Below are 25,067 nucleotides of genomic sequence, written 5' to 3' on the forward strand. Positions count from 1 at the left end.
TTACTTTAGGAACGGAACCGATATGAGCAAACCTACTGCGTATCTCGTGACCGGCGGCAGCGCCGGTATCGGGGCGGCGATCATCCGCATGCTGCTGGATGCGGGACACAAGGTCGTCAACATCGACTACAAGCTGCCCGAGAATCCGCCCGCGGGACTGGTGTCGTATCAGGCCGACCTGACCGACGAAGCGCGCACCAAGGAAGTCGCCCGCGAGGTGACCGAGGCCTACAACATCGTGGGCCTGGTCAACAACGCTGGCGCCACCCGCCCCGGCACGGCCGACACGGCCACGCTGGCGGATCTGGACTACGTGGTCAACCTGCATCTGCGCACCGCGCTGATCCTGGTGCAGGCGGCGCTGCCCGCCATGCGCGAAGCCGGCTTCGGCCGCATCGTGAACATGTCGTCGCGGGCCGCGCTGGGCAAGCCTGACCGCGTGGTCTATTCGGCCACCAAGGCCGGCCTGGTGGGCCTGACCCGCACGCTGGCCATGGAGCTGGGCGGCGACGGCATCACCGTCAATGCCATCGGTCCCGGCCCCATCGCCACCGACCTGTTCACCAAGAGCAACCCGGCAGGCGCGCCGCAGACCGAACGCATCATCAACAGCATCGTGGTCAAGCGCCTGGGCACGCCCGAAGACGTGGCGCGCGCCGCGATGTTCTTCCTGTCGCCGGACAACGGCTTCGTCACCGGCCAGATGCTGTACGTCTGCGGCGGCACGACGCTGGGCGTCGCTCCCATCTGAGGCCCGCCATGCGCCTGTCCGCCGCCCTCCTCCATCCCCTGCGCCGCCTAGCGGCGCAGCAGGGCGTGGTTGATCTGGTCAGCCGCGCGGCGCAGGGGCGGCAGGAACGCCGCCAGCATTTCCTCACGCGTAAAGCGGTTGGCATGGCCGCTGACGTTCATCGCGGCGATCACGCGGCCGCTGCGGTCCATGATGGGCACGGCAACCGACTGCAGCCCCGGCTCCAGCTCCTGCGCGACGCAGGCGTAGCCGTCGGCGCGCACGCCAGCCAGCACCCGCTTCAACTCCGCGATGTCGGTGATGGTGTGCGGGGTGTAGGACTGGATCTGGCTCAGCGCCAGCACCCGGTCCAGCTCCGGCTCCGTCAGGCCCGCCAGCAGCACGCGGCCCATCGACGTCACCCAGGCCGGCAGGCGGCTGCCCACGGCCAGGTTGATGGTCATGACCTTGTGCGTGGACAGGCGCAGGATGTAGACGATGTCCGCGCCTTCCAGTACCGACACGGAACACGACTCCCGCGTCTGCTCGGCCACTTCTTCCATGTACGGCAACGCCAGGTTCCACAGCGGCGTGCCGGACAGGTAGGCGTAGCCCAGCTCCAGGATGCGCGGGGTCAGCGAAAACTTGCGGTCGTCGACGGTGACATAGCCCAGGTGCTCCAGCGTCAGCAGGATGCGGCGCGCGCCGGCGCGGGTCAGCCCGGTCACCGCCGCAACCTCGGACAAGGTCATCTGCGAACGGTCGGGGCCGAAGGCCCGGATCACGGACAAGCCGCGCGCGAAGGACTGCACGTAGCTGTCGCTGGGTTGCTGGGTATCTTGCTCGGCCATCCGTCTACCGCAAAAAGAGTAAATGGGGATGACGCCACGCCGGCTCGCCTTGACGCTCGGCTCGTCCCCATGAAACGATGTTCTTCAGAAGAACGAAAGTTCTAATTAAGAACAAATTATGACACGCCACCTATGAGCAAACATCATGATTTCTAAGCTTGTTGCAAGCGCGGCGGCCGCCCTGGCGGACGTACCCGACGGCGCCACCGTCATGATCGGCGGCTTCGGCACCGCCGGCCAGCCCATGGAACTGATCGACGCCCTGCTGGAGCAGGGCGCGAAGGACCTGGTCATCATCAACAACAACGCCGGCAACGGCACCACCGGCCTGGCCGCCCTGCTGGGCGCGAACCGCGTGCGCAAGATCATCTGCTCGTTCCCGCGCCAGGTGGATTCGCAGATCTTCGACGGCCTGTACCGCAGCGGCAAGATCGAGCTGGAACTGGTGCCGCAGGGCAACCTGGCCGAGCGCATCCGCGCCGCCGGCGCCGGCATCGGCGCATTCTTCACGCCCACCGGCTACGGCACCCCGCTGGCCGACGGCAAGGAAATCCGCGAGATCAACGGCCGCCAGTATGTGCTGGAGTATCCGCTGCACGCCGACTACGCGCTCATCAAGGCCGAACGCGGCGACCGCTGGGGCAACCTGGTCTACCGCAAGACCGCCCGCAACTTCGGCCCCATCATGGCCAGCGCGGCGCGCGTGGCCGTGGCGCAGGTGCGCGAAGTGGTTGAACTGGGCGAGCTGGACCCCGAAACCGTCGTGACCCCCGGCATCTTCGTGAAACGCGTCGTGCAGATCGCAGCCACCCCGGCCGCCAAGGAGCAGCAATGAGCACCAAACTGACCCGCGACCAGATCGCCGCCCGCGTGGCGCAGGACATTCCTGAAGGCGCCTACGTGAACCTGGGCATCGGCCTGCCCACGCTCGTCGCCAACCATCTGCCGGCGGACCGCGAAGTCATCCTGCACACCGAAAACGGCATGCTGGGCATGGGCCCCGCCCCCGCCAAGGGCGAGGAAGACTACGACCTGATCAACGCCGGCAAGCAGCCCGTGACCGAACTTCCGGGCTGCTCGTTCTTCCATCACGCCGACTCGTTCGCGATGATGCGCGGCGGCCACCTGGACATCTGCGTGCTGGGCGCCTTCCAGGTGTCGCAGCACGGCGACCTGGCCAACTGGCATACGGGTGCGCCCGACGCGATTCCCGCCGTGGGCGGCGCGATGGACCTGGCGATCGGCGCCAAGGACGTCTTCGTGATGATGGAACTGCAAACCCGCGAAGGCCAAAGCAAGCTGGTCGAGGCCTGCACCTATCCGCTGACCGGCGTGCGCTGCGTGTCGCGCGTGTACACCGACGTGGCGGTATTCGACATCCGCGCCGACGGCGTGACCGTCATCGACATGTTCGGCGACACCACCGCCGACGAGCTGCTGCGCCTGACCGGCCTGCCGCTGAAGTTTTCCCGCTGAGTTTTCATGATCCCGCGCTCCGGCTCCGCCGGAGCGGCATTCCTGGAGAGAGTCATCATGTTGTTCATGGTTCAAATGCAAGTCAATCTTCCCGTCGACATGCCCGCCGAGCGCGCCGACAAACTGAAGGCCGACGAAAAGGCCCTGGCGCAGCAGCTGCAACGCGACGGCAAATGGAAGAACCTGTGGCGCGTGGCCGGCCGCTACGCCAACGTCAGCATCTTCGACGTCGAAAGCAACGACGAACTGCACACGCTGCTGTCCTCGCTGCCGCTGTTCCCGTACATGGACATCAACGTCACGGCGCTGGCGCGCCACCCCTCGGCAATCTGACCAGGAGCGGCTGATGCCCTACATCATCGAAACCTTCGACAAGCCCGGCCACCAGGAAGTGCGCCAGCAGCATCGCGCCGCGCACCTGGAATACCTGGACGCCAACAAGCAGCTGCTGCTGGCCTGCGGCGCCAAGCTGCAGGACGACGGCAAGGACGCCGGCGGCGGCCTGTACATCGTGGCCCTGGAAACGCGCGAAGCCGCGCAGCAGTTCATCGACGCCGACCCGTTCTCCCTCGCCGACCTGTTCGAGCGCGTGACCATCACGCGCTGGCGCAAGGCCTACGTCGACGGCGTCTGCCATCTGTAATCGCAAGGAATAAACCCGCATGTCTTACGCCGATCTCAGCCAGGCACGGCTGTACTACGTCATCGATGGCCCCGCCGACGCGCCGGTGCTCGTGCTCTCCAACTCGCTGGGCACCTGCTCCGACATGTGGGCCCGCCAGATTCCCGAACTCAGCAAGCACTTTCGCGTGCTGCGCTACGACACCCGCGGCCACGGCAAGTCGTCGATCCCCGAAGGCGAATACAGCTTCGAACAACTGGGCAACGACGTCGCCGAGCTGCTGGCGCACCTGAACATCAAGCGCGCGCACTTCTGCGGCCTGTCGATGGGCGGCCCCACCGGCCTGTGGCTGGCGCTGGCGCGCCCCGAACTGCTGGACAAGCTGATCCTGTGCAACACCGCCGCGCGCATCGGCTCGGCCGAAGGCTGGAGCGCCCGCATCGCCGCGGTCGCCGAGCAGACCCTGGAAAAGATGGCGCCCACGCTGGTCGAACGCTGGCTCACCGACAGCTACCGCGCGGCCGAGCCGGGCCTGACCCAGGTGCTGATCGACATGCTGCGCCGCACGCCGGACGCCGGCTACTCGGGCAACTGCGCCGCGCTGCGCGACGCCGACTTCCGCGAACAGGTGGCCTCGATCAAGGCGCCCACGCTGGTCATCAGCAGCACGCACGACCTGGCCGCCACCCCGGCCCAGGGCCGCGAACTGGCCGCAGCCATTCCCGGCGCGCGTTACTTCGAAATGAACACCTCCCATATCTCGAACTGGGAACAACCGGAAGTCTTCACCCGCACGGTCGTCGACTTCCTGAAGGGGTAAGCGGCATGCAGCGCTGGAAAAACCGGCCCGAAGGCTCCAACTGGGGCGACTTCGGACCCGACGACCAACTCGGCCGCCTGAACCTCATCACCGAAGAACAGGTCTTGAAGGGCGCACGCGAGATCCGCGCCGGCAAGACCTTCTGCCTGTCGCTGCCGCTGGACCTGCCCGGCGGCAACGTGCTCAACCCGCGGCGCCATCCGCCGCAGTTGAGCCCCACGCGCCTGGCGGACACGCCGTACTTGAACTTCCCGCTGCGCAACGTCAACCCGGACGCGGTGGACGTGCTGAGCGATGACCAGGTGCTGCTGTCGATGCAGTATTCGACGCAATGGGACGCGCTGGCCCACGTGGGCGCCCTGTTCGACGCCGACGCCGACGGCAAGCCCGAACTGCGCTACTACAACGGCTACCAAGCCGGCGTGGACGTCATCGGTCCGGCCGATGGCGACCATACCGGCTGCGGCTGCAACAGCGGCGGCCCGTCGGCGGCGCTGAAGCTGGGCGTGGAAAACCTGGCGCAGAAAGGCATGCAGGGCCGCGGCGTGCTGGTGGACCTGTTGCGCCACTACGGCCCCGGCCGCACGCTGATCGGCCACGCAGAACTGATGCATGTGCTGGCGACGGACGGCATCAGCGTCGAAGCCGGCGACATGCTGGTGCTGCGCACCGGCTACGCCGAAGCGGTGGTCGCCATGAACGGCAAGCCCGACGCCGAAACGCTGCACACCTACGGCGCCGCGCTGGACGGCACCGACCAGGCGCTGCTGCAATGGATCACGGACAGCGGCATCGCCGCCATCTGCGCCGACAACTACGCCGTGGAAGCCTACCCCGCGCGCGAGCAGACCGGCCCGCGCGCCATGCTGCCGCTGCATCACCATTGCCTGTTCAAGCTGGGATTGCCGCTGGCGGAACTCTGGTACCTGAAGGACCTGGCGGACTGGCTGCACGCCAACGGCCGCCACCACTTCATGCTGACCGCTCCGCCCCTGCGCCTGCCGCATGCCATTGGATCGCCGGTCACGCCGATCGCAACGGTGTAGTCGTCCGCGACCAAGCGCCATCACGCAAATGAAAAGAGCTCCAGACTGGAGCTCTTTTTCATGCAGCCACCGCTACTTCATGCCTTCCCAATGCGGTCCGGGCACGATGATATCGAACAGTTCCAATACCCGCGCCACGGTGTGGTCCACCATCTCTTCGATGGAGGCGGGCCGGTGATAGAACGCGGGCAGCGGCGGAAACACGATGCCGCCCATTTCGGTGACGGCCGTCATGTTGCGCAGATGCGCCAGATTGAACGGCGTCTCGCGCACCATCATCACCAGGCGCCGGCGTTCCTTGAGGGTGACGTCGGCGGCGCGGGTGATCAGGTTATCCGACAGGCCATGGGCCACCGCCGCCAGCGTGCGCATGGAGCACGGCACGATCACCATGCCGGCCGTCTGGAACGCGCCGCTGGCCAGCGTGGCGCCCACGTCGCGCACGCTGTGCACGTGGTCGGCCAGGGCATAGACATCGTGGCGGCTGACGTCCAGCTCGTGCTTGATGTTCAGCACGCCCGAGGCCGACACCACCAGATGCGTTTCGACATCGTCCACGCCGCGCAATGCCTGCAGCATGCGCACGGCGTACAGGGAGCCCGTGGCGCCCGTGATGCCGATGACCAATCGCCGCATGGGCTGATCAGGCCGTTGCGCCGGACTGGTCCAGCAGCGTCTTCAGTTCGCCGGACTCGTTCATCTCGTTCATGATGTCCGAGCCGCCGATGAATTCACCGGCCACGTACAGCTGCGGAATCGTGGGCCAGTTGGAGAATTCCTTGATGCCCTGGCGGACTTCGTCGTCCTCCAGCACATTGACGGTGACCAGCTTCTTCACGCCACAGCCCTTCAGGATCTGAATGGCCTTGCCGGAAAAGCCGCATTGCGGGAACTGGGCGGTGCCCTTCATGAACAGCACGACGGGGTGCTGGGTCACGGTTTCGCGGATGAATTCTTGAACGTCGCTCATGGTGGTCTCTTGGACAGGCATAACGGAATACGCCAATTATAGGTACAGCAGGAAAATCCGCCCGGATACCCCGGGCGTCCCGCCGGGAATGCGGTCAGGCGGACTGGCGCCCCCCGGAAATACGCTCGATGCCGGCCAGGTCCTGGCGGCTGTGCACGTCCTGGAATCCAGCCGCGGCCAGCAGGTCCCGCACGGCCTGCGCCTGGTCCCAACCGTGCTCCAGCCACAGGGAGCCGCCCCGTTTCAGGTGGCGGCCGGCGCCCTGGACGATGCGGGCCAGGTCTTCCAGCCCGCCCGCGCCGTCGGTCAGCGCGCCGCGCGGCTCGAAACGCACGTCGCCCTGGTCCAGGTGCGGGTCGTCGCAGGCCACGTAGGGCGGATTGGACACGATCAGGTCGAAGCCCTCCCCGGCCGGCACGGCCTCGTACCAACTGCCTTCGACCAGGCGCACGGAGGCGGCCAGGTCCCAGGCGTTGCCGGCGGCGACCGCCAGCGCGGCCGCGCTGACGTCGGACGCCATCACCCGGGCGTCGCGGCGCGCCAGCGCAATCGAAATGGCGATCGCGCCGCTGCCGGTGCCCAGATCCAGCACCGCGGGCGCGGCCAGGCCGGCCAGGCATTCCAGCGCGGTCTCCACCAGCACCTCGGTGTCCGGGCGCGGAATCAGCACGTCCGGGGTCACGCGGAAGCGGTGGCCCATGAATTCGCGGTGGCCCAGCAGATAGGCCATGGGTTCCCCGGCCAGGCGCCGCTGGGCCAGGGCCTCGTAGGCCGCGGCCGTTTCGGGCAGCAAGGGATCGGTATCGTGCGCCAGCAGCCAGGCGCGCGGCTTGGCCAGCACGTGCTCCAGCAGCATGCGCACCTCCAGGCGGGGCAGGCGGGCGTCGAGCAGCAGGCTTTTCAGCTGGGGCGGCGTCATGGCCGGTCTCAGATGTCGTCGCCCAGGGCCGCCAGCTGCTCGGCCTGGTGTTCGGAGATCAAGGCGCCGGTCAGCTCTTCCAGGTCGCCTTCCATGATCTGCTGCAGCTTGTACAGCGTCAGGTTGATGCGGTGGTCGGTCACGCGGCCTTGCGGGAAGTTGTAGGTGCGGATGCGCTCGGAGCGGTCGCCCGAACCGATCAGGCTCTTGCGTTCGGCGGCCTCCTTGCTCTGCCGTTCGCGGGTTTCCTTGTCCTTCAGGCGAGCGGCCAGCACCTGCATGGCCTTGTCCTTGTTGCGGTGCTGCGAGCGGTCGTCCTGGCATTCCACCACCAGCCCGGTCGGCAGGTGGGTGATGCGCACGGCCGAATCGGTCTTGTTGATGTGCTGGCCGCCCGCGCCGCTGGCGCGGAAGGTGTCGATGCGCAAATCGCTGGGATTGATGACGATTTCGGACATCTCGTCCGCTTCGGCCATGATGGCCACCGTGCAGGCCGAGGTATGGATGCGGCCCTGCGCCTCGGTGGCGGGCACGCGCTGCACGCGGTGCGCGCCGGACTCGAACTTGAGGCGGCCATAGGCGCCGTCGCCGTCGATGCGCGCGATCACTTCCTTGTAGCCGCCGAGCTCGGAGGCGCTTTCAGACATCAGCTCCACGCGCCAGCCGCGCTGCTCCGCGTAGCGCGTGTACATGCGCAGCAGGTCGCCCGAGAACAGCGCGCTTTCGTCGCCGCCCGTGCCGGCGCGGATTTCCAGGAACACGCTGCGTCCGTCGTTGGGATCGCGCGGCAGCAGCAGCAACTGCAATGCGCCTTCCAGCTCCTCGAGCTTGACGCGGCCGGACTTGATCTCGTCCTCGGCCATGGATTTCAGGTCCGGGTCGGACAGCATTTCTTGCGCCGCGGCCAGATCATCCTCGGTGCGGGCAAAGGCGGTGAACGCCTCGACCACGGGCTCCAGTTCCGCGCGTTCACGCGAGAGCTTGCGGAAACGGTCCATGTCGGACGCGGTTTCCGGTTCGGCGAGCAATGCGTCGACCTCGATGAGGCGGTGGCACAGGTGCTCCAGCCGGCTGCGCATGGAAGATTTCATGGGGAATGACCAAAAAGAAAAGCGGGAAAGCGGATAGCGGGCGCCCAAAAGACGAACGCCCGCCAGGAGGCGGGACGTGGGGCAGAGTCGCTAACGGCGGGAGTCGCGGCCGGGGAACAGGCGCGGCATCCAGGCAAGCAGCTGCTTGCGGTCCTCGCCTTCGCTGCGGTTCAGGGCCGCCAGCGGGCCGTGCAGGTACTTCTGCGTCAGGCCGTGGGCCAGTTGTTCCAACACGGCTTCCGGCGATTCGCCCCGCGCCAGCAGGCGGCGGGCGCGTTCCAGTTCCGCGCTGCGCACGTCTTCGGCGGCCTGGTGCAGGTCGCGGATGACGGGCACCACTTCGCGGGACTGCATCCAGTGCATGAAGCCCTGGACGCGGGTTTCGATGATGGCTTCGGCCTGCACCACGGCCGCGCGGCGCGCGTCGGTGCCGGTCTGCACCAGGCGGCCCAGGTCGTCCACCGAATACAGGTAGACGTCGTCCAGGCGGCCGACCTCGGGTTCGATGTCGCGCGGCACGGCCAGGTCGATCATGACCATGGGGCGGTGGCGGCGCAGGCGCGTGGCCCGCTCCACCATCCCCAAACCGAGGATGGGCAGGGAGCTTGCCGTACAGGAGACGATGACGTCGAACTCGGACAGGCGGTCCGTCAGGTCCGACAGCTTCATGGTGCTGGCCGCAAAGCGGTTGGCCAGGACCTCGGCGCGTTCGGCCGTGCGGTTGGCCACCACCATGCTGCGCGGACGCTGCGCGGCGAAGTGCGTGGCGCACAATTCGATCATTTCGCCCGCGCCGATGAACAGCGTGCGGGCCTGGTCCAGGTTGCCGAACACACGTTCGGCCAGGCGCACCGCGGCGGCGGCCATGGACACCGACTGCGCGCCGATGGCGGTTTGCGACCGGACTTCCTTGGCCACCGAGAAGGTGCGCTGGAACATCTGGTGCAGCAAGGTGCCCAGCGACCCGGCTTCGCCGGCCGCGCGCACGGCGTCCTTCATCTGGCCCACGATCTGGGTTTCGCCCAGCACCATGGAGTCCAGGCCACTGGCCACGCGGAAGGCGTGGCGCACGGCGTCGTCCTGATGATGGCGGTAGAGATGCGGGCGCAGCGTGCCGGCGTCCAGGCGGTTGTAATCGGCCAGCCAGGCGGGCAGCTGATCGGCCACGTGGCCGTCGGCGGCGCAGTAGATTTCGGTGCGGTTACAGGTGGACAGGATGGCGGCTTCGCGGACCGAGCCGCCGAACGCCGAACGCAGGCCTTCCAGCGCGGGCTTCACCAGATCGACGGGCATGGAAACGCGTTCGCGGACCGAAACCGGCGCGGACGTGTGATTCAGACCGAAGGCAAGGACAGCTACCGACATGTGGGAAGGATGGCCGGGCCATCCGCGCGTAAGCGTTAAGTACTGCCACTAAGAACGAGGCGCCGCACCGGGGATATACAAACCTGGATGCAGCGTCAGACCGCTAATCATTATACCCCTGCGGGTAATCCCCAGGCCATTTCACCCCCGGGCCGCGACCCTGGGTCGCACCTTTCGTGCCGTCCGCCCAACAATTCGGCCCTTGATTCAGGCGACGCCCCGGCAGGGCGGCGAAATATCCAGGGATTTTCTCCCCGACTGGCGCAAGCCTCAAAAATTGTGTATAGTTGCGGACTTCGTTGGCCTGGTAGCTCAGTCGGTAGAGCAGAGGATTGAAAATCCTTGTGTCGGTGGTTCGATTCCGCCCCAGGCCACCAAAAGATTCAAGCAACGAGCCCCGCACAAGCGGGGCTTTTTGCTTTGGTCTGTTGGCTTCTGCCACTTTTGGCGCCCTGATGCCGGCTCATTTCATTGGCTGAGACTGATCAAGCGCTCCATGATGAGGCCGGCGCGCTCTGGCTCGGCAATAAGACCTGGCAGCACGTTCGCGAAGTCAGGATTCTTGACTAATCGGGCGAATGCATCGCCTACGGCTTTGCGCAATTCGACTGGGGCGACGGCCAGTTCTGCGCCCAGTTCCCCACGCCCATCGATGATGTTCAGCACATCTTCCAGGTCATGGCTGTTTATGAAATCGCCGCCCCCTCGGCTGGCGAAAGCTTCAAGTTTGGTGGCGACAAAGGCCACAGCGCTCATTAGCTTGATCGTGACACCATTTCCCAGATCAATGGTGCCCGCAGTCTCGGCCGCGTAGGGATACCAGCGATTGGAAAAGCCCAGGACCTCCGGCTGAATTGGCATAAGGTCAAAGATCACGCCAGATTTCTTGTGTACCCACCGCCAAATAACATCGCAGCTCACATCGCGCGCAAATCCGCGCGCCGCCACGGCTTCTTCGAAGCGATGGAACCTGGCTCGATTACCCTCCAGCACGGCATCCACGTCGCGCGTAGCGCGTACGGGGTCGGCCAATGGGTCAGTGATTAGCAAGCCCGCCACGGCGCCCCCGACAAACACGACCTGCCCCCGCAGTTCGCCCAGTGCCTCGGCGATGCTGCGCAAGTAAGGCAGGTTAGGGTCGTCAGCCCGCATCGGCAGCTCCTGCGTCGACGCGCATCAGTTCAGTCTCCATCAGTTTGGCGGCAAGCGCACGCTCGCGGGCGCGCCCGGTGCGCAAGGCATCCAACAGCGCGAGCAGACGGTGCAGCGCCGGGTCCGATAGAGCAGCCTGCGGTGCTGTGCGGTAGAGCGGCGAAAGCGTGGGCCCTTTTGATGAGCCCGTGGGGTGTGCCCAGACGGGCGCCTCTCCTGGAGCTGCCATCAATTGGCTGGCCAAAGGGTCGCTGCCGAAGGCTGTCGGCACGCCACGCTTGACCGGCCCCAGTGTGGCCGGCCAGACGTAGCGCGCGCCGTGCACGACAAACTCTAGAAGATTGGCACGTACAGGTGACCATTGACCGCGTGCCGGCGCCACCGCCAGGCCCGATGCCACGGAGCGCTTCACGCTCGCATGGGCCTCCGAAGCGCTCATAGACAGCGCTGCCCCCAGCGCGGCGTAGGTCCAGCGCTGCGGCGGATGGGCGGCCACCTTTAGCAATACCAGCAGGTCTTGAGGTTTTAGTTCCATCTCAGGGTGATATTCGCTATTCGCGAATTACGAATATCGCTGACGAGACGTTTTTTTGCAAGTGCCCTACCCTCTATCCGCGGCCAAAAAAAGCCCAGCCCTTACCGGCTGGGCTTTTTGCTTTCCGGACGCCCCTTTCCCTCAAGCGCGCTTCCGCGATATCGTAAGACGCCATTTTTCGTAGCCCGCCGCATCCATCCACCGGAGCCGCGACATGCGCGCCCAAGCAACGGCAAGAGCAAAAGCGCTTTTCGGTCTGATTGCACTGCTGGCCAGCCTGCTCGGCCCCGCCTACGCCCAGGGCACCGCGACGGAGCCGGCCCGCCCCGTCCCGGCTTCCACGCAGGCCCACGCGATCCTGGTGGCAGAGATCCCGCTGCGCGCGGATACCGATCACCGCTATGCCGAAAGCGTCATGGAGCGCATCACGGGGGCCGACCCCACCGACTCGCTGGCGCCCCGCCTGGAATCGATTTCCCGGTCCGTGGACGAAAAGCTCCAGCAGTTCCTGCCGGCTCAATTGCGCACCCTGCCCATCATGCGGCTGGAAAGCCTGGAGCGGCACTGGATGTTCGATGCGAGGCGTTTCGCCGACTGGCAGGCGGACATGCGCCAGGCGACCGCCGCCTACGCCAGCGATGCCGCCGAGCTGGCGCGCCGCCGCGAAGCATGGCAAGTGCTCAAGGGCGCGCCCGGCGCCGCCGATCTGCCGCCTGCCCTGACCGCGCGGATGGATTCGGTCATCGCGCAACTGGCCCGGGCCGAACAAGCCTTGTCGGTGCCGCTGGGCCGCCAGATCGCGCTGGGCCAGCGCGCCAACTCCGTCGAAGAACGCATCCAGGCCGGACAGCGCTCGGTAGCCGACGCCATCAGCTACATCGATGCCCGCCTGCTCGAACTGGACGGACCGCCGCTGTGGGCCGCCACCTTCACGCCCACCGCCCGCAGCGATGCAAGGGCCTATCTGCGCAGCGGCCTGGACATGGAAATGCGCTTCGCCCGCCAGTACGCGGCGGCCGATACCGGCAACCAACTTGCCCTGCACGTGCTGCAAGTGGTGCTGCTGCCCCTGCTGCTGTGGCTGGCCTGGCACAGCCGCCACGCCATCCGGGCCGGCGAAATGAGCGAGACAGCCGCGCGGGTGCTTGGGCGCCCGCTGTCAGCCTGGCTGCTGCTAGCCATGATGGGCGTGCAACTGCTGGAGTCGGACGCGCCACTGATCGTGCTGCAGATCGCCCTGCTGCTGGCGGTCGTCCCCGTGCTGCGCCTGCTGCCGCCAACCGCGCGCGAGCAACTCGACCTGTGGCCCTACGCCATCACCGGGCTGTATCTGGCGGAGCGGCTGGGCATCTTCTTCCTGGCCAGCGAAACGCTGTACCGGCTGCACAACCTCGTCATCACCCTGCTGGCCCTGGCCACGGCGCTGTGGCTGCATGCCCGGGCCAAGCGCCGCGGCAGCGCGGCCCAGGCGCCCGGCCGGCTGCACCAGGCCGTGCGCATCGGCGCTTGGGCCGCGGTGGCGCTGCTGGCCATTGCCGGCATCGCCAACCTCGTCGGCAACCTGTCGATGGCCGAGATGCTGACCAGCGCCGTCATCAGCAGCGGCTATTTCGGCCTGATGCTCTACGCCGGGGTCACCATCATCGTCACCCTGCTGCAACTGATGCTGGCGCGGCCCGGGGTGTCGCGCTTTCGCATCGCGCGCGAGCATGCTCCGCCTCTGGTGCAATTGCTGATCCGCCTGGTGATGGCCAGCGCGGTCGCGGGCTGGGCCATCTACACGATGGACCGCTTCCGCATCCTGCGCGCCACCTACGCCTTCACTACGAAGGTGCTTTCGTACACGCTGGCGCTCGGCGACATCACCATCAGCCTGGGCAACATCCTGGTGTTCGCGATCTCGGTGCTGATCGCGTTCTGGGCCGCGCGCGCGATCCGCCTGGTACTGCACGACGAAGTGCTGGCCCGCATGCCGCTGCCGCGCGGCGTGGGCAACAGCATCGCCTCGCTGACCTACTACTCGGTGCTGCTGCTGGGCCTGGCGGTGGCGCTGTCGGCCGCCGGCGTCAGGACCAGCCAATTGGCCCTGGTGCTCGGCGCCCTGGGCGTGGGCATCGGCTTCGGCCTGCAGAACGTGGTCAACAACTTCGTGTCGGGCCTCATCCTGATGTTCGAGCGCCCGATCCAGCCCGGCGACGTGGTGGAAATCGGCGAAACCTCCGGCCAGGTGCGCGAGATCGGGATGCGCGCCACCCGCATCCGGACCTTCGAGGGCGCCGACGTGGTGGTCCCGAACGGCACCCTGCTGTCGGAGAAGCTGACCAACTGGACCATGCTGGACCGCAACCGCCGCATCGAAATCAACCTTGGCCTGGCCTACGGCACGGACCCCGCGCAGGCCATCGAACTGCTGGGCTCGGTGGCACGCGGCACGCTGGGCGTCTCCACCCAGCCGGCGCCCATCGCGCTCTTCATGGGCTTTGGCGCAAGCTCCCTGGATTTCAGCGTCCGCGCCTGGACGCCGGACTTCGACCAATGGATGTCCATCCGCAGCGACATGCTGTCGCGGATGTACGAGGCGCTGACGCGGGCCGGCATCGAGATCCCCTATCCGCAGACCGATCTGCACCTGCGCAGCATTTCCCCGGAAGCCGGCGCCGTCCTAGCGCAAGCCCGCCACGCGGCGCCGGATGGCGGACCGCCGCCCACATGACGCGGATATTGTGTATAGTGGCGGACTTTCGCGTTGGCCTGGTAGCTCAGTCGGTAGAGCAGAGGATTGAAAATCCTTGTGTCGGTGGTTCGATTCCGCCCCAGGCCACCAATGAATTCAAGCACTTGGCCCCGCCTTTGGCGGGGCTTTTTGCTTTGGGGCGCGGCGGCGCGTGTCGGATAGCATAGTCATGCCGTGCCATCCCTGACTTCCCCCCTACGCGATGAAGCCTGACTCCACCTCCCCCTCTTCCTCCATCGGCATGGGCCGCGCGGCGCTCGTGCTGTATCGCGCGCTCTGGCACTACGCCGAAGGCGCCCGGCGGCAGCTGATGGGCGCCATCGCGCTGCTGTCCGGCGCGCAACTGGTCAAGCTGACCCTGCCCTGGCTGGCCTCGCACGCCATCAATGCCTTGCAGCAGAACGACATGCCCACCGCCGGCCTGTGGATCCTGTTCCTGGTCGGCAGCTACATGATGTCCTGGGTGTTCCACGGGCCGGGACGCGTCCTGGAAGGCAATGTGGGCGTGCATGTCCGCGAACGGCAGGCCGACGATCTCTATGCCCGCATCGCCGCCGCCCCGCTGACCTGGCGCGACGGCCGCCACTCCGGCGATCTGCAACACCGCGTGCTGCAATCCAGCCGCGCCTTGTCGACGTTCGCCCGCAGCATGTACGGCTACCTGCACAGCGCCTTGAATTTCATCGGCCCGCTGGTGGCGCTGACCTTGCTGTCCCACGTCAGCGGCATCATCGCCGTAAGCGGCTACCTGATCATCGCCCTGGTCACCTTGCGCTTCGACCTCGCGCTGATGCGGCTGGCCCGCGACGAAAACGACCAGGAACGCCGCTACGTCGCGGCGCTGCTCGATTTCGTCAGCAATGCCGGCACCGTGATAGGCCTGCGGCTGCAAGCCGCCTCGCGCAAGATCCTGGGCCGCCGCCTGCAGGCGGTCATGAAGCCCTTGCGCCGCGCCCTGTGGGTCAACGAAGTGAAATGGTGCGTGGTGGACCTGGCGGGCATGTGCCTTACCTGGATCCTCGTCGTGGAGTACGTGCTGCGGCACCGCGAACCCGGGCAGGCGCTATTGCTGGGCACTATCTTCATGATCTATCAATACGCCCAGCAGGCCGCGTCCGTGGTCAGCGCCATCGCTTCCAACTTCCAGAGCTTTGCGCGCATGCACACCGACTACAGCAGCGCCGAACCCATCTGGCAGGCGCCCGGCAACCCCAATGCTGCCGTCCCCGCGGTCCAAGCCGACGCGCCATGGCAGACCCTGGAGTTGCGCGGCGCGACCTGGCGCTATTCGGATGAAGGCCGCGGCGGCCTGCATGGCGTCGACCTGGTGCTGCGGCGCGGTTCGCGCGTCGCGCTGATCGGCGCCAGCGGCGGCGGCAAGAGCACCCTGCTGCGCACCCTTGCCGGACTCTATCCGCCGCAGCAGGGCGAGCTGCTGCTCGACGGCAAGCCGGTGGACTGGGCCGAACTGCGCACGTTGGCCACGCTGATTCCGCAGGAAGCCGAAGTCTTCGAAGCCAGCGTGCAGGAAAATCTCACCTTCGGCGAACCTGCCGAAGCGGCCGCGCTGCAAGCCGCCGTGCACACCGGCGTGTTCGACGAAGTGCTGCAACGCATGCCCGAGGGCCTGGCCAGTCCGATGAATGAACGGGGCAACAACCTGTCCGGCGGACAACGCCAACGCCTGGCCCTGTCGCGCGGGGCGCTGGCCGCGCACGGCAGTTCCCTGCTGCTTCTGGACGAGCCCACCAGCGCGCTCGACCCGCAAGCCGAAGGCCGGGTGTTCGACCGCATGTACGCCGCGTTCCCCACGGCTTGCATCGTGGCCTCGGTGCACCGGCCCAGCCTGCTCAACCGCTTCGACACCATCGTGGTGATGGACGCGGGGCGCGTGGTCGATGCGGGACCGCGCGACGAAGTGCTGGCCCGGCATCATCCTTGATGGGCGACAACGGCCGCCTGGGACCAATACACTCACCATCCATGACACAGCCGCCCACCCTCCATACCGCGCAGCGCCCTCCCCGCCGAAAGCGGACCAGCCTGCTCGTCTACGTCTGCCTGATCATCAGCCTGGTGTTTGTCTACCTGGGCACGGAAATGATCCGGGACGGCGCCGAGGCGGGCATTCCCGTCACGCTGTTCTTCGGCATCTGCGCGGCGACCGGTGTTCTACAGATATGGCCGCAACTGCTGCAGCGCGACTCGCGCTCGGCCGCAACGATGCTGGTGCGGTATCCAGGCCCCCTGGAGCTCAAGGCAGCGAAAGGCAAGCTGCTGGTGTTCTCCCTGCTGTCGGCGGGCTTCGGCGGCGTGATCCTGTGGATGCTGCTGCACGAATCGCTGCCGCCGCTGAAGCAATTGATCCTGTGGCCGGGCGCCGCGTTCTTTCTGTTTGGCGCAGTCATGCTGCTGGTTCGCGCAGCCAAGGACGGCACCAGCCTGCGCCTGGGTCGCGATGGCTTCGAAACACAACAGGTATGGAACGGCAGGACAATACGCTGGCAAGACACCAGCGAGTTCACCGTGGTCAGAGTCAGCCGCGCGGTGCCCAAGCTCATTGTTTTCGACGACGCGGCGGTCGAGCGGGCGGGCACGATGGGGCTCAACCGGCATTTCGTCGGCCGCAATTCCAGCCTGGGTGAAACTTACGGGCTGACCCACGAAGCGTTGGCCGAACTGCTCAATGCGTGGCGCAAGCGCGCGCTGGAGCAGGATGCGATTTTTACGCGGTGGCCTGATAACCAATGACCGGCGCATCGTGTCGGATGTACGCCCACCTGTGCCGCAACATTACAGAAAAGTAATCCCCACGTAACCTCCCCGCCCCCGTCAGCCCCCCACACTGGGGTCCATGCACTTCCAGACCACAGAAAGGAGCTGAACATGAAGACCCTGACCACCTTTTTCAGCGCATGCGCGTTGAGCCTGGGCTTGATCGGCGCGGCCCACGCGCAGGCCGCGGGCAGCGAGCATTCCACGCATCACGCCACTCCCGCCGCGGCGAGCGAGCCGGCCTCGAAGCCGCAAATGGCGCCGGGCGGCGGCATGATGAAGAACATGGAGGCGCACATGCAGGCCATGAATGGCATGCATCAGAAAATGGCTACGGCCCGGACGCCGGAAGAGCGCCAGGCCTTGATGGCCGACCACATGAAGTCCATGCCCGCCAATGGCGCCCGCATGCAGGGCTGCCAAGAGATGATGGGATCGATGATGAACCCGGCGGGTGATGCGCCGTCGGCGGCGGAACCCGCAACTTCCCCGGCGGCCAAGGGCTGACCGCCATGAGTCATCGCTGCGGCCGGCCCCGCAGCGATACCACTGCGGCAAGTCTGTTGCGCCGCAGGCGTCCGGCCTGGGCATAATAGGCGCACGAAGGATCACACCGGCACTCGAAAGGGATGGGTATGAATCACTCTCGTCACGGCGACGCTGCATCGAAGGACGGCACGCTCTATGTGTGCCCCATGCACCCGGACATCCGCCAGGACCACCCGGGACGCTGCCCCAAGTGCCAGATGCATCTGGTGCCAGAAGGACAGGTACAGGATCAGGCTGCGCATGCACACGGCGACCATGAAGCGCACCAGCATCACGGCCCCGACCACGGTAGCCGCCAGGCAGGCCACGACGCCGCCGCCCAGCCTGCCGCGCCCCCCGAGATCCCCCCAGGCACCATCTACACCTGCCCCATGCACCCGGAGATCCGCCAGGATCACCCCGGGAACTGCCCCAAATGCGGCATGACGCTGGAGCCGCTCATCCCGTTGGACGAGGAAGACAACAGCGAACTCAAGGATTTCCAGCGCCGCTTCTGGTGGACGCTGCCCCTGACCCTCATCGTGGCCGTGATGGCCATGCTCGGCCATCGCCTGGGCTGGTTCGACATGGCGACCCAGAGCTGGCTGGAGTTGGCGCTGTCCCTGCCGGTGGTGTTTTGGACGGGCTGGCCGTTCTTCGTGCGCGGCTGGCAATCCCTGGTGCATCGCAGTCCGAACATGTGGACGCTGATCAGCCTGGGCACGGCGGCCGCGTTCATCTACAGCGTGGTCGCCACGCTGGCGCCTGGCGTGTTCCCGGATTCCTTTGTCTCGATGGGCCGCGTGGCGGTGTACTTCGAGGCCGCCGTGGTCATCATCTCGCTGACCATGCTGGGGCAGATCCTGGAACTGAAGGCGCGTTCGCAAACGTCCGCCGCGATCAAGGCCCTGCTCGGCCTGGCGCCCAAGACGGCGCGGCGCATCAACGCCGACGGCAGCGAGGAAGACGTGCCGCTGAATCACGTGCACGTGGGCGACCTGCTGCGCGTGCGCCCCGGCGAGAAAATCCCGGTGGACGGCGTCGTCACCGAGGGCCGCAGCGCCGTGGACGAGTCCATGCTTACCGGCGAGCCCGTACCCGTCAGCAAGCGCGAAGGCGACAAGCTGATCGGCGCCACGCTCAACACCAGCGGCACCCTGGTGATGCGGTCAGAAAAGGTCGGCGCGGCCACCATGCTGGCGCAAATCGTGCAGATGGTCGCCAACGCCCAGCGCTCCAAGGCGCCCATGCAGCGCATGGCGGACGTGGTGGCAGGAAAATTCGTCATTGGCGTGGTGCTGGTGGCGATCTCCACGCTGCTGGTATGGGGCTTTTTCGGGCCGGAGCCCAGCTGGGTGTATGGCCTGATCAACGCGGTCGCAGTGCTCATCATTGCCTGCCCCTGCGCGCTGGGGCTGGCGACGCCCATGTCGGTCATGGTGGCCACGGGCCGCGGCGCCGCACAGGGCGTGCTGTTCCGCGACGCCGGCGCCATCGAAAAGATGCGCGAGGTGGACACGCTGATCGTGGACAAGACCGGCACCCTGACCGAAGGCAAACCCGCCTTCGACACCGCGGTCGCCGCGCCCGGGTACACGCCCGACGAGGTGCTGCGCCTGGCCGCCAGCCTGGACCAGGGCAGCGAACATCCGCTGGCCGACGCCATCGTCAGCGCGGCGCGCGCGCAGGGCCTGACGCTGGCCAAGGCCGAGGACTTCGACTCCGGCAGCGGCATCGGCGTGCGCGGCATGGTGGAAGGCAAGCGCCTGGCGCTGGGCAACACCGCCCTGATGGAACAGGAAGGCGTGCAGGTCGACGCGCTGCGCGCTGACGGCGAACGCCTGCGCGGCGAAGGCGCCAGCATCATGCACCTGGCCGTGGACGGCCAGTTCGCCGGGATCCTGGCCGTGACCGACCCGATCAAGCCCAGCACGCATGAGGCCATCCAGAACCTGCACGGCAGCGGTCTGCGCATCGTGATGGCGACAGGCGACGGCCTGACCACCGCCCGCGCCGTCGGCGCCGCGCTGCGCATCGACGAGGTGCATGGCGAGGTCAAGCCGGCCGACAAGCTGGCGCTGGTGGAAAAGCTGCAACAGGACGGCCATGTGGTGGCGATGGCGGGCGATGGCATCAACGACGCGCCGGCACTGGCGCGCGCCGACGTGGGCGTGGCCATGGGCACGGGCACCGATGTGGCGATGAACAGCGGCCAGGTGACGCTGGTCAAGGGCGACCTGCGCGGCATCGCCGCCTCGCGCCAGATCTCCATCGACACCGTGCGCAACATGCGACAGAACCTGATGTTCGCCTTCGTCTACAACGGCATCGGCGTGCCGATAGCGGCGGGTGTGCTGTATCCGTTCACGGGCTGGCTGCTGTCACCGATGATTGCGGCGCTGGCGATGAGCCTGAGTTCGGCTTCGGTGATATTCAATGCGTTGAGGTTGCGGGGCGAAAAATAAACGCCCCATACTGCATGGACGTCCATTACTTGGGGTAGTACGAACGGCCACGTCAATGCGCTCGCACTGGCCAAACTCGATTCATCGCAGAAATGAGAAACCCGCCCTGGGAGCACTGTGCCTGCGCTCGTGCACAGGCCTGAAGTGTGGCGGGTGTTGTTAAGCGCAGTATACCTAGAGGCTCGGCAATGGAAACGCCCATTCTTGCACTATAAGACTGACACACGGGCCCTTGCTTCGCCGGTTGCATACGCTTCTCTCGTCGTTGCGGATTTCAGCAATTCTGGCTCTACATCGACGATGCACACAACAGCGTATGGGACGTTTTCGGCCTATAAGGTGCCTGCGCTCAGACGCGTTGTTCCTATATGCAGGTACATATCAACATTTACCTAGTTTCCGGAACACTCGCCCAACCGCTGCAGCGTCCTCGCCACCACCCTGTCGCAATCATCCCCATCGAACTCAAACAAGCTCTTCTCCACCACCCCCACATCCCGCGCCAGCGCCTCGCGCAGCAAGGCGTTGGCGCGGAAATGGCGGCTGCGGACGGTGGCTTCGGGGATGCCCAGGCAATGCGCCGTTTCCTCGACGGAAAGCTCCTCGACCGAGCGCAGCACGAACACGGTCCGGAACGAGACCGGCAAGGCGTCCAGCCGCGCTTCGAGCAGGCCCCTGAGCTCGGCTCGAGCAGCGGCGTGGTAAGGCGGGTTGAAGTCGTTGATGGTCATCGCATCAATCTCTTTCTCTATGTCGTCGGCGATGGGCAACAGCGCCTCGCGCCGGCTGTGCTTGCGCAGCCGGCCGTAGCATTCGTTGAGCAAGAGCCGCGTCAGCCAGGTGAACAGCGTCGATTCGCCGCGGAACGCGGCCATGTTCCGGTATGCCGCCAGGTAGGCTTCCTGCAAGGCATCCTCGGCGTCGGCGTCGTTGCGCAGGGTGGCTCGCGCCAGGCGGTAGAGCCGCCGGTTGTGCCGCCGCATCATCAATTCGAACGCGGTCTGCTCGCCCGCCACGATGCGATGCGCGAGCGCCAGGTCTTCCTCTTCGGCCAGCGGTGCCGCCAGCGCCGCAAGTGCAGTCATGGGTCTGACCTCCGCCATGCGTCATTGCGCAATCAACGTGCCCTGCATCGTCGGATGGAACAGGCAGACATAAGCGCTGCTGCCCGCCTCCCGCACAGTGTAGGTCCATGAGGCGCCGGCTGCGATAACCCCTGAGTCGAACGCCTTGGATACCGCGGAGGCGGTATGCGGGACCAGGTCCTTGTTGATCCAAGTAACCTTTTCGCCCGGCTTCAGCGTCAGCGTCGCAGGCGTGAACTGCATCCCTTCGATGGTCACCACATGTTCGGCCTGCTGAGTGGCGGGCGGGATCTGTTGGGCGGTGGCCAACCCGCCCGCCAGCAACAGGCCCGCAGCCAGCGCGGCCAGACTTGCGCGTCCGGACCCGCGCGCGCCGGGGATCGTTCTTTCAGCCACCGTTGAGCCTCTTTTGCAGGGATTTGGCATGCTCCAGATGCGCGATGAACGCGGGCCGCACCTTGACCAGCAAGGCCTTCAACTCCGCGTTGGTCGCGCCCGGAATCAGGGTCGTATCCAACGCCTGGATCACGGCCTCGTGATAGGCCACCTCGTGATCCACATAAGCCTTGTCGAACGCGGCGCCGCTCATGCCCTTGAGCGCGGCGAGGTTCTTGTCGCCGCCTTGCTGCAGGTTGTCGCTGGTCGGATTGGGTTCGGGCGTGACCTTCAGCTTTTGCACCAGTTCGCCGGCCGACTGGTTGACGGCGCCATGGTCGGTCACCATCAACGCGGCGAACTCGCGCACATCCTTGTTGCCGGTCTTGTCCTGCGCCAGTTTGCCGGCGTCGATGTCGACCTGGTTGGCAACCACGACTATGGCCGCGATCTGCGGATCCGTCGGCCCGTTGCCATGGGCAAACACGCCGCAGCTCACCAGGGCCAGCGCATGGAACCATCTTGCTTGAATCGCTTTCATCTCATCCCCCAAACCATGAATGCAGGCGCGGCCGGAATGGCCAGGAACCTTGCCTGCTTATGGGGTTGGATGTCGCGAAAACGCGCCGCGTTCCGGCGCGGACTGCACGGGGGGGAATCAGCCCACCGGCACCGCCATGCCGTACTTGGCGCGGTTCAGCACCACCAGCGTGGAAAAGCGCTTGACGTTGGGATTGCCCCAGAAATTGCGCTGGGCGAAGGCCTCGTATTCGGCCATGTCGCGCATGGTGATGGTCAGGACGAAGTCCACCTCGCCCGTCACCGACAGGCACTGCATGATTTCCGGCGCGGACTGCATGGCGCGCTTGAACTGGTCGAGCTTGTCGGCGCGTTCGCTTTCCAGCGTCACCAGCACGACCATCATGATGCCGCGGCCCACGGCACCCGGATCGACCACGGAAACGTCCCCCAGCACCACCTTGGATTCGCGCAGCCGCTTCATGCGGCGCAGGCAGGACACCGGCGACAGGTTCACGCGCTGCGCGACTTCCTGGCTGGTGCGCTGGTTGTCTTCCTGCAGGCTTTGCAGGATCTGAAGGTCAAAATCGTCTAGTTCCATAAGGGTCTCGGAACGGCTGGAAACGGGCTGGAAAGGGCTCGCCAACAGATTCTAAGCCCGGCCGCGCCGGAATCCGGCCCCATTTTGACGGGAAACTTCATTTCCGCGTCCCGCGATGCAGGAATTATTCAGCAGGCTTGCTTACACTGAGAGCCCTCTGCCCGCGCCGCGGGTACGTCCGTCCCCCCGTATCATGCCGTCACTCCAGCTTTTCCTGCTGTTCCTCGCTGCCGACGCGGCGCTCAAACTCACGCCCGGCCCCGATATGGCGCTGACCCTTTCCCGGGGCATGACGCAGGGGTTCCGGCCCGCCTTCCATAGCGTCCTGGGCAACGTCGCCGCCGGATTCATCCAGGTGCCGGCGGTGGTGCTGGGCCTCGCCTCGGTGCTGCAGGCGTTCCCGTCGCTGTTCATGGGGATCAAGGCGGCCGGCGGCATGTACCTGGGCTACCTGGGCGTCAAGGCCATCGTCCGCTGCGCGCGCTCGGCCGACGTGTCGCTGGCCGCGCGCCCCGGGGATGCGCGCGACGCCTTCTGGCAGGGCTTCACGACCAATCTGCTGAACCCCAAGGTGCTGTTGTTCATGATCGCCTTCCTGCCGCAGTTCACCACGCCGGACAATGGGCCGGTGTGGATCCAGATGCTGGTGCTGGGCGTGACGATGAAAGTCTTGAGCCTGCCCTACGGCAGTTTCTTCGCCTACGGCGCTTCCCGCATCCGCGGCTGGGTGGGGCGCAATCCCTGGTTCCTGCGCATGCAGCAAGGCCTGCTGGGCGCCGTCATGCTCGGCCTGGCGCTGTATGTGCTTTACTCCACCGCCGCAAATCTGACGCCCTGAGCCGCCCGCCGTCCTGTACGTATCCAGCCTTTCCGCCATTGCCATGACCGCCGCAACCCTGAACACCGGACGCAACGCGTCGTCCTCCACCCTGCTCCCCATCCTGTCGTTGATCGGCGCGATGGCCTCGCTATGCGTTGGCACGTCGTTCGCCAAGTCGCTCTTCCCAATGGTGGGCGCGCAGGGCACCACCGCCTACCGCATCGCCATCGGCGCGCTGATCCTGGTGGCGATCTGGCGCCCGTGGCGCTTTCCGCTGACGCGCCAGGCCGCGGCCAAGATCGCGCTGTACGGCGTGACGCTGGCCTGCATGAACCTGCTGTTCTACATGGCCTTGCGCACGCTGCCGCTGGGCGTGGCCATCGCCATCGAATTCATCGGCCCGCTGACCCTGGCGGTGGCGCTGTCGCGGCGCGCCATCGACTTCGTCTGGATCGGCTGCGCCATCGCCGGGCTGGTGCTGCTGATTCCCACTGGGCAATCGGTGCATGACCTGGATCCCGTCGGCATCGCCTTTGCGCTGGGCGCGGCGGTGTGCTGGGCGCTCTACATCATCTTCGGCAAGATGGCCGGCAACGTGCATGGCGGACAGGCCACCTCGCTGGGACTGACCGCGGCAACGCTGGTGGCGCTGCCCATAGGCGCTGCGCACGCCGGCACGGCCCTGCTGGACCCGACCCTGATCCTGGCCGGCATCGCGGTGGGCGTGCTGTCCAGCGCCTTGCCCTATTCGCTGGAAATGGTGGCGCTGCGCCGCCTGCCGCAGAAGACCTTCGGCGTGCTGCTCAGCATGGAACCCGCCATGGGCGCGCTGGCTGGCGTGATCGTGTTGAACGAGCAACTGTCGCAGACGCAATGGCTGGCCATCTGCGGGATCATCGTCGCTTCCGCAGGCTGCGCGGCGACCGCCCGGCGGCAAAATACCGCCCCCACGCCCGCGCCGGACTGAGCGCGGACGCGCGCCGCCGCCGTGGCCAAGGGCCGCTTCAGCCGAATCCGATCTCGCGCTGGGGCGGCGCCAGCGGGTCGAAGTCTTCCCAGTGGTTGTTGCGCCAGCGGCCGTTGGCGTGTTCCACGTCCACGCCGCCGGCATCGCGCAGGACGCGGCATGCCAGCATTTCGCGCTGCGGCCGCGTGCGTACCGCGACCATCACGCCGGCCTGCCGGATCTCGGCATGGGAATCGGGATTGAAATGGCCATGCTGGGTGCTGCCGTGGCCCGTCACCCAAAGGGCGCCAAAGAGCGATCCCAGATAGGCGCCGACGCCGGCCGCGGCCAGGATCAGCGGCGTGGAATCGCTGATCTCGGACATCACGAACCCGCCAAACACCGCAAAACCTGCGCCCACCCCGCCCGCGCCCAGAAATGCGCCGATGTCGGCGCGTCCCGAGTCCGGGTCGGAGCGGCGGTCGCCGCCCAAGGGGTAGCGGCCATGCTCGCCGGCCGGATTGACGTAAAACGTATTGATGTCCCAGTCGGGAAAACCGCTGGCGGACAGGCGCTCGGCCGCGGCGTTCGCCGCTTCGAAACCCTCGAACCGGGCTGCTACGATCAGAGACATGATGTGCT

Annotated in this window: 27 protein-coding genes and 2 tRNA genes; 16 read left to right on the forward strand and 13 right to left on the reverse strand. The window is 66.4% G+C overall.

From position 1 onward, the window contains the following. Positions 1 to 22: 22 nt before the first annotated feature. Positions 23 to 751 (forward strand): SDR family NAD(P)-dependent oxidoreductase, encoded by a 729-nt coding sequence (locus IAG39_RS28415; protein ID WP_042796231.1) that lies wholly within the window; start codon positions 23 to 25, stop codon positions 749 to 751. Between the two features lie 47 nt (positions 752 to 798). Here the strand turns inward: IAG39_RS28415 and IAG39_RS28420 are convergent, their stop codons facing one another. Further along, entirely contained in the window at positions 799 to 1,581 is a 783-nt protein-coding gene (locus tag IAG39_RS28420) for an IclR family transcriptional regulator (protein ID WP_059378008.1), read from the reverse strand. A 145-nt stretch (positions 1,582 to 1,726) separates the two neighbouring features. On the opposite strand from IAG39_RS28420, the gene IAG39_RS28425 reads away from it, so the two are divergent. Genes IAG39_RS28425 through IAG39_RS28450 form a run of 6 tightly spaced genes read left to right on the forward strand, consistent with a single transcriptional unit; the run spans position 1,727 to position 5,545 of the window. Continuing rightward, on the forward strand, positions 1,727 to 2,416 hold the full coding sequence (locus IAG39_RS28425) for a 3-oxoacid CoA-transferase subunit A (RefSeq protein WP_013396544.1): 690 nt from the start codon (positions 1,727 to 1,729) through the stop codon (positions 2,414 to 2,416). Then, complete coding sequence (locus IAG39_RS28430; protein ID WP_013396545.1) at positions 2,413 to 3,057, forward strand: 3-oxoacid CoA-transferase subunit B; 645 nt, start codon at positions 2,413 to 2,415, stop codon at positions 3,055 to 3,057. The genes IAG39_RS28425 and IAG39_RS28430 overlap by 4 nt, the downstream gene beginning before the upstream one ends. A 57-nt stretch (positions 3,058 to 3,114) precedes the next feature. After that, on the forward strand, positions 3,115 to 3,390 hold the full coding sequence (gene catC, locus IAG39_RS28435; RefSeq protein ID WP_042796227.1) for a muconolactone Delta-isomerase: 276 nt from the start codon (positions 3,115 to 3,117) through the stop codon (positions 3,388 to 3,390). A gap of 13 nt (positions 3,391 to 3,403) precedes the next feature. Beyond that, positions 3,404 to 3,700 carry a YciI family protein gene (locus IAG39_RS28440; protein WP_088143190.1) on the forward strand — a complete coding sequence of 99 codons (297 nt, stop codon included), beginning with the start codon at positions 3,404 to 3,406 and terminating at the stop codon, positions 3,698 to 3,700. A gap of 19 nt (positions 3,701 to 3,719) precedes the next feature. Next, a complete protein-coding gene (gene pcaD / locus IAG39_RS28445) occupies positions 3,720 to 4,499 on the forward strand; it encodes a 3-oxoadipate enol-lactonase (RefSeq protein WP_118931681.1) in 780 nt (259 codons plus the stop codon). A 5-nt stretch (positions 4,500 to 4,504) separates the two neighbouring features. Further along, positions 4,505 to 5,545, forward strand: coding sequence for a cyclase family protein (locus IAG39_RS28450; RefSeq protein WP_118931680.1), 1,041 nt, complete (start codon positions 4,505 to 4,507; stop codon positions 5,543 to 5,545). Positions 5,546 to 5,617: 72 nt separating this feature from the next. On the opposite strand, the gene IAG39_RS28455 is transcribed toward IAG39_RS28450, so the two are convergent. The 5 genes from IAG39_RS28455 to hemA form a co-directional block, all read right to left on the reverse strand. Next, positions 5,618 to 6,181: a UbiX family flavin prenyltransferase gene (locus IAG39_RS28455; RefSeq protein WP_054457626.1), complete on the reverse strand. Its 564-nt coding sequence runs from the start codon at positions 6,179 to 6,181 to the stop codon at positions 5,618 to 5,620. A gap of 7 nt (positions 6,182 to 6,188) precedes the next feature. Then, the gene (gene grxD / locus IAG39_RS28460; protein WP_042797530.1) at positions 6,189 to 6,515 is read right to left on the reverse strand and encodes a Grx4 family monothiol glutaredoxin; all 327 of its coding nucleotides are present in this window, start codon (positions 6,513 to 6,515) and stop codon (positions 6,189 to 6,191) included. 94 nt (positions 6,516 to 6,609) lie between these two features. Next, the gene (gene prmC, locus IAG39_RS28465) at positions 6,610 to 7,434 is read right to left on the reverse strand and encodes a peptide chain release factor N(5)-glutamine methyltransferase (RefSeq protein WP_118931679.1); all 825 of its coding nucleotides are present in this window, start codon (positions 7,432 to 7,434) and stop codon (positions 6,610 to 6,612) included. Between the two features lie 8 nt (positions 7,435 to 7,442). Continuing rightward, positions 7,443 to 8,525 (reverse strand): peptide chain release factor 1, encoded by a 1,083-nt coding sequence (prfA, locus tag IAG39_RS28470; RefSeq protein WP_054457628.1) that lies wholly within the window; start codon positions 8,523 to 8,525, stop codon positions 7,443 to 7,445. A gap of 90 nt (positions 8,526 to 8,615) precedes the next feature. Then, a complete protein-coding gene (hemA, locus tag IAG39_RS28475) occupies positions 8,616 to 9,890 on the reverse strand; it encodes a glutamyl-tRNA reductase (protein ID WP_059378015.1) in 1,275 nt (424 codons plus the stop codon). 301 nt (positions 9,891 to 10,191) lie between these two features. Here hemA and IAG39_RS28480 point away from each other — a divergent pair. Further along, positions 10,192 to 10,267: transfer RNA gene (locus IAG39_RS28480), tRNA-Phe, on the forward strand. A gap of 91 nt (positions 10,268 to 10,358) precedes the next feature. On the opposite strand, the gene IAG39_RS28485 is transcribed toward IAG39_RS28480, so the two are convergent. Then, on the reverse strand, positions 10,359 to 11,042 hold the full coding sequence (locus IAG39_RS28485) for a hypothetical protein (protein WP_118931678.1): 684 nt from the start codon (positions 11,040 to 11,042) through the stop codon (positions 10,359 to 10,361). After that, positions 11,032 to 11,577: a MarR family transcriptional regulator gene (locus tag IAG39_RS28490; protein WP_118931677.1), complete on the reverse strand. Its 546-nt coding sequence runs from the start codon at positions 11,575 to 11,577 to the stop codon at positions 11,032 to 11,034. Before IAG39_RS28490 ends, IAG39_RS28485 begins: the two co-directional genes overlap by 11 nt. A 214-nt stretch (positions 11,578 to 11,791) precedes the next feature. Here IAG39_RS28490 and IAG39_RS28495 point away from each other — a divergent pair, with 214 nt between their 5' ends. The 6 genes from IAG39_RS28495 (at position 11,792) to IAG39_RS28520 (ending at position 20,079) form a co-directional block, all read left to right on the forward strand. Then, entirely contained in the window at positions 11,792 to 14,290 is a 2,499-nt protein-coding gene (locus IAG39_RS28495) for a mechanosensitive ion channel family protein (RefSeq protein ID WP_118931676.1), read from the forward strand. A gap of 35 nt (positions 14,291 to 14,325) precedes the next feature. After that, positions 14,326 to 14,401: transfer RNA gene (locus IAG39_RS28500), tRNA-Phe, on the forward strand. 112 nt (positions 14,402 to 14,513) lie between these two features. Further along, on the forward strand, positions 14,514 to 16,253 hold the full coding sequence (locus IAG39_RS28505) for an ABC transporter ATP-binding protein (RefSeq protein WP_223283300.1): 1,740 nt from the start codon (positions 14,514 to 14,516) through the stop codon (positions 16,251 to 16,253). Positions 16,254 to 16,294: 41 nt separating this feature from the next. Further along, positions 16,295 to 17,062: a hypothetical protein gene (locus IAG39_RS28510; protein WP_118931674.1), complete on the forward strand. Its 768-nt coding sequence runs from the start codon at positions 16,295 to 16,297 to the stop codon at positions 17,060 to 17,062. A 135-nt stretch (positions 17,063 to 17,197) separates the two neighbouring features. Then, positions 17,198 to 17,593, forward strand: coding sequence for a hypothetical protein (locus IAG39_RS28515; RefSeq protein ID WP_118931673.1), 396 nt, complete (start codon positions 17,198 to 17,200; stop codon positions 17,591 to 17,593). Between the two features lie 122 nt (positions 17,594 to 17,715). Further along, positions 17,716 to 20,079 (forward strand): copper-transporting P-type ATPase, encoded by a 2,364-nt coding sequence (locus IAG39_RS28520; RefSeq protein ID WP_223124323.1) that lies wholly within the window; start codon positions 17,716 to 17,718, stop codon positions 20,077 to 20,079. 392 nt (positions 20,080 to 20,471) lie between these two features. On the opposite strand, the gene IAG39_RS28525 is transcribed toward IAG39_RS28520, so the two are convergent. From IAG39_RS28525 to IAG39_RS28540, 4 genes are all read right to left on the reverse strand, one after another. Continuing rightward, entirely contained in the window at positions 20,472 to 21,164 is a 693-nt protein-coding gene (locus IAG39_RS28525) for an RNA polymerase sigma factor (RefSeq protein WP_118931670.1), read from the reverse strand. A gap of 21 nt (positions 21,165 to 21,185) precedes the next feature. Continuing rightward, a complete protein-coding gene (locus tag IAG39_RS28530; RefSeq protein WP_240633189.1) occupies positions 21,186 to 21,560 on the reverse strand; it encodes a cupredoxin family copper-binding protein in 375 nt (124 codons plus the stop codon). Continuing rightward, entirely contained in the window at positions 21,553 to 22,080 is a 528-nt protein-coding gene (locus IAG39_RS28535) for a DUF4142 domain-containing protein (protein ID WP_118931669.1), read from the reverse strand. The genes IAG39_RS28530 and IAG39_RS28535 overlap by 8 nt, the downstream gene beginning before the upstream one ends. A gap of 117 nt (positions 22,081 to 22,197) precedes the next feature. Further along, on the reverse strand, positions 22,198 to 22,659 hold the full coding sequence (locus tag IAG39_RS28540; protein WP_059378035.1) for an Lrp/AsnC family transcriptional regulator: 462 nt from the start codon (positions 22,657 to 22,659) through the stop codon (positions 22,198 to 22,200). Between the two features lie 193 nt (positions 22,660 to 22,852). Between IAG39_RS28540 and IAG39_RS28545 the strand changes: the two genes are divergently transcribed. After that, complete coding sequence (locus IAG39_RS28545) at positions 22,853 to 23,497, forward strand: LysE family translocator (RefSeq protein WP_118931668.1); 645 nt, start codon at positions 22,853 to 22,855, stop codon at positions 23,495 to 23,497. Between the two features lie 43 nt (positions 23,498 to 23,540). Further along, the gene (locus IAG39_RS28550) at positions 23,541 to 24,446 is read left to right on the forward strand and encodes an EamA family transporter (protein ID WP_088143173.1); all 906 of its coding nucleotides are present in this window, start codon (positions 23,541 to 23,543) and stop codon (positions 24,444 to 24,446) included. Between the two features lie 37 nt (positions 24,447 to 24,483). Here IAG39_RS28550 and IAG39_RS28555 read toward each other — a convergent pair whose 3' ends face one another. Beyond that, the gene (locus tag IAG39_RS28555; RefSeq protein WP_118931667.1) at positions 24,484 to 25,059 is read right to left on the reverse strand and encodes a hypothetical protein; all 576 of its coding nucleotides are present in this window, start codon (positions 25,057 to 25,059) and stop codon (positions 24,484 to 24,486) included. Positions 25,060 to 25,067 lie beyond the last annotated feature (8 nt).

Source organism: Achromobacter xylosoxidans, from assembly GCF_014490035.1.
In the GTDB taxonomy this organism is placed as follows: domain Bacteria; phylum Pseudomonadota; class Gammaproteobacteria; order Burkholderiales; family Burkholderiaceae_B; genus Achromobacter; species Achromobacter bronchisepticus_A.

What these genes read in the sequence shown, in the direction of transcription:
- IAG39_RS28535 (WP_118931669.1), bottom strand. Translation starts at nt 22,080, where the DNA reads ATGAAAGCGATTCAAGCAAGATGGTTCCATGCGCTGGCCCTGGTGAGC.
- IAG39_RS28510 (WP_118931674.1), top strand. Translation starts at nt 16,295, where the DNA reads ATGACACAGCCGCCCACCCTCCATACCGCGCAGCGCCCTCCCCGCCGA.
- IAG39_RS28515 (WP_118931673.1), top strand. Translation starts at nt 17,198, where the DNA reads ATGAAGACCCTGACCACCTTTTTCAGCGCATGCGCGTTGAGCCTGGGC.
- pcaD (WP_118931681.1), top strand. Translation starts at nt 3,720, where the DNA reads ATGTCTTACGCCGATCTCAGCCAGGCACGGCTGTACTACGTCATCGAT.
- IAG39_RS28425 (WP_013396544.1), top strand. Translation starts at nt 1,727, where the DNA reads ATGATTTCTAAGCTTGTTGCAAGCGCGGCGGCCGCCCTGGCGGACGTA.
- catC (WP_042796227.1), top strand. Translation starts at nt 3,115, where the DNA reads ATGTTGTTCATGGTTCAAATGCAAGTCAATCTTCCCGTCGACATGCCC.
- IAG39_RS28455 (WP_054457626.1), bottom strand. Translation starts at nt 6,181, where the DNA reads ATGCGGCGATTGGTCATCGGCATCACGGGCGCCACGGGCTCCCTGTAC.
- IAG39_RS28490 (WP_118931677.1), bottom strand. Translation starts at nt 11,577, where the DNA reads ATGGAACTAAAACCTCAAGACCTGCTGGTATTGCTAAAGGTGGCCGCC.
- IAG39_RS28505 (WP_223283300.1), top strand. Translation starts at nt 14,514, where the DNA reads ATGAAGCCTGACTCCACCTCCCCCTCTTCCTCCATCGGCATGGGCCGC.
- prmC (WP_118931679.1), bottom strand. Translation starts at nt 7,434, where the DNA reads ATGACGCCGCCCCAGCTGAAAAGCCTGCTGCTCGACGCCCGCCTGCCC.
- IAG39_RS28450 (WP_118931680.1), top strand. Translation starts at nt 4,505, where the DNA reads ATGCAGCGCTGGAAAAACCGGCCCGAAGGCTCCAACTGGGGCGACTTC.
- hemA (WP_059378015.1), bottom strand. Translation starts at nt 9,890, where the DNA reads ATGTCGGTAGCTGTCCTTGCCTTCGGTCTGAATCACACGTCCGCGCCG.
- IAG39_RS28550 (WP_088143173.1), top strand. Translation starts at nt 23,541, where the DNA reads ATGACCGCCGCAACCCTGAACACCGGACGCAACGCGTCGTCCTCCACC.
- prfA (WP_054457628.1), bottom strand. Translation starts at nt 8,525, where the DNA reads ATGAAATCTTCCATGCGCAGCCGGCTGGAGCACCTGTGCCACCGCCTC.
- grxD (WP_042797530.1), bottom strand. Translation starts at nt 6,515, where the DNA reads ATGAGCGACGTTCAAGAATTCATCCGCGAAACCGTGACCCAGCACCCC.
- IAG39_RS28555 (WP_118931667.1), bottom strand. Translation starts at nt 25,059, where the DNA reads ATGTCTCTGATCGTAGCAGCCCGGTTCGAGGGTTTCGAAGCGGCGAAC.
- IAG39_RS28415 (WP_042796231.1), top strand. Translation starts at nt 23, where the DNA reads ATGAGCAAACCTACTGCGTATCTCGTGACCGGCGGCAGCGCCGGTATC.
- IAG39_RS28440 (WP_088143190.1), top strand. Translation starts at nt 3,404, where the DNA reads ATGCCCTACATCATCGAAACCTTCGACAAGCCCGGCCACCAGGAAGTG.
- IAG39_RS28545 (WP_118931668.1), top strand. Translation starts at nt 22,853, where the DNA reads ATGCCGTCACTCCAGCTTTTCCTGCTGTTCCTCGCTGCCGACGCGGCG.
- IAG39_RS28430 (WP_013396545.1), top strand. Translation starts at nt 2,413, where the DNA reads ATGAGCACCAAACTGACCCGCGACCAGATCGCCGCCCGCGTGGCGCAG.
- IAG39_RS28525 (WP_118931670.1), bottom strand. Translation starts at nt 21,164, where the DNA reads ATGACTGCACTTGCGGCGCTGGCGGCACCGCTGGCCGAAGAGGAAGAC.
- IAG39_RS28420 (WP_059378008.1), bottom strand. Translation starts at nt 1,581, where the DNA reads ATGGCCGAGCAAGATACCCAGCAACCCAGCGACAGCTACGTGCAGTCC.
- IAG39_RS28495 (WP_118931676.1), top strand. Translation starts at nt 11,792, where the DNA reads ATGCGCGCCCAAGCAACGGCAAGAGCAAAAGCGCTTTTCGGTCTGATT.
- IAG39_RS28520 (WP_223124323.1), top strand. Translation starts at nt 17,716, where the DNA reads ATGGGTATGAATCACTCTCGTCACGGCGACGCTGCATCGAAGGACGGC.
- IAG39_RS28485 (WP_118931678.1), bottom strand. Translation starts at nt 11,042, where the DNA reads ATGCGGGCTGACGACCCTAACCTGCCTTACTTGCGCAGCATCGCCGAG.
- IAG39_RS28540 (WP_059378035.1), bottom strand. Translation starts at nt 22,659, where the DNA reads ATGGAACTAGACGATTTTGACCTTCAGATCCTGCAAAGCCTGCAGGAA.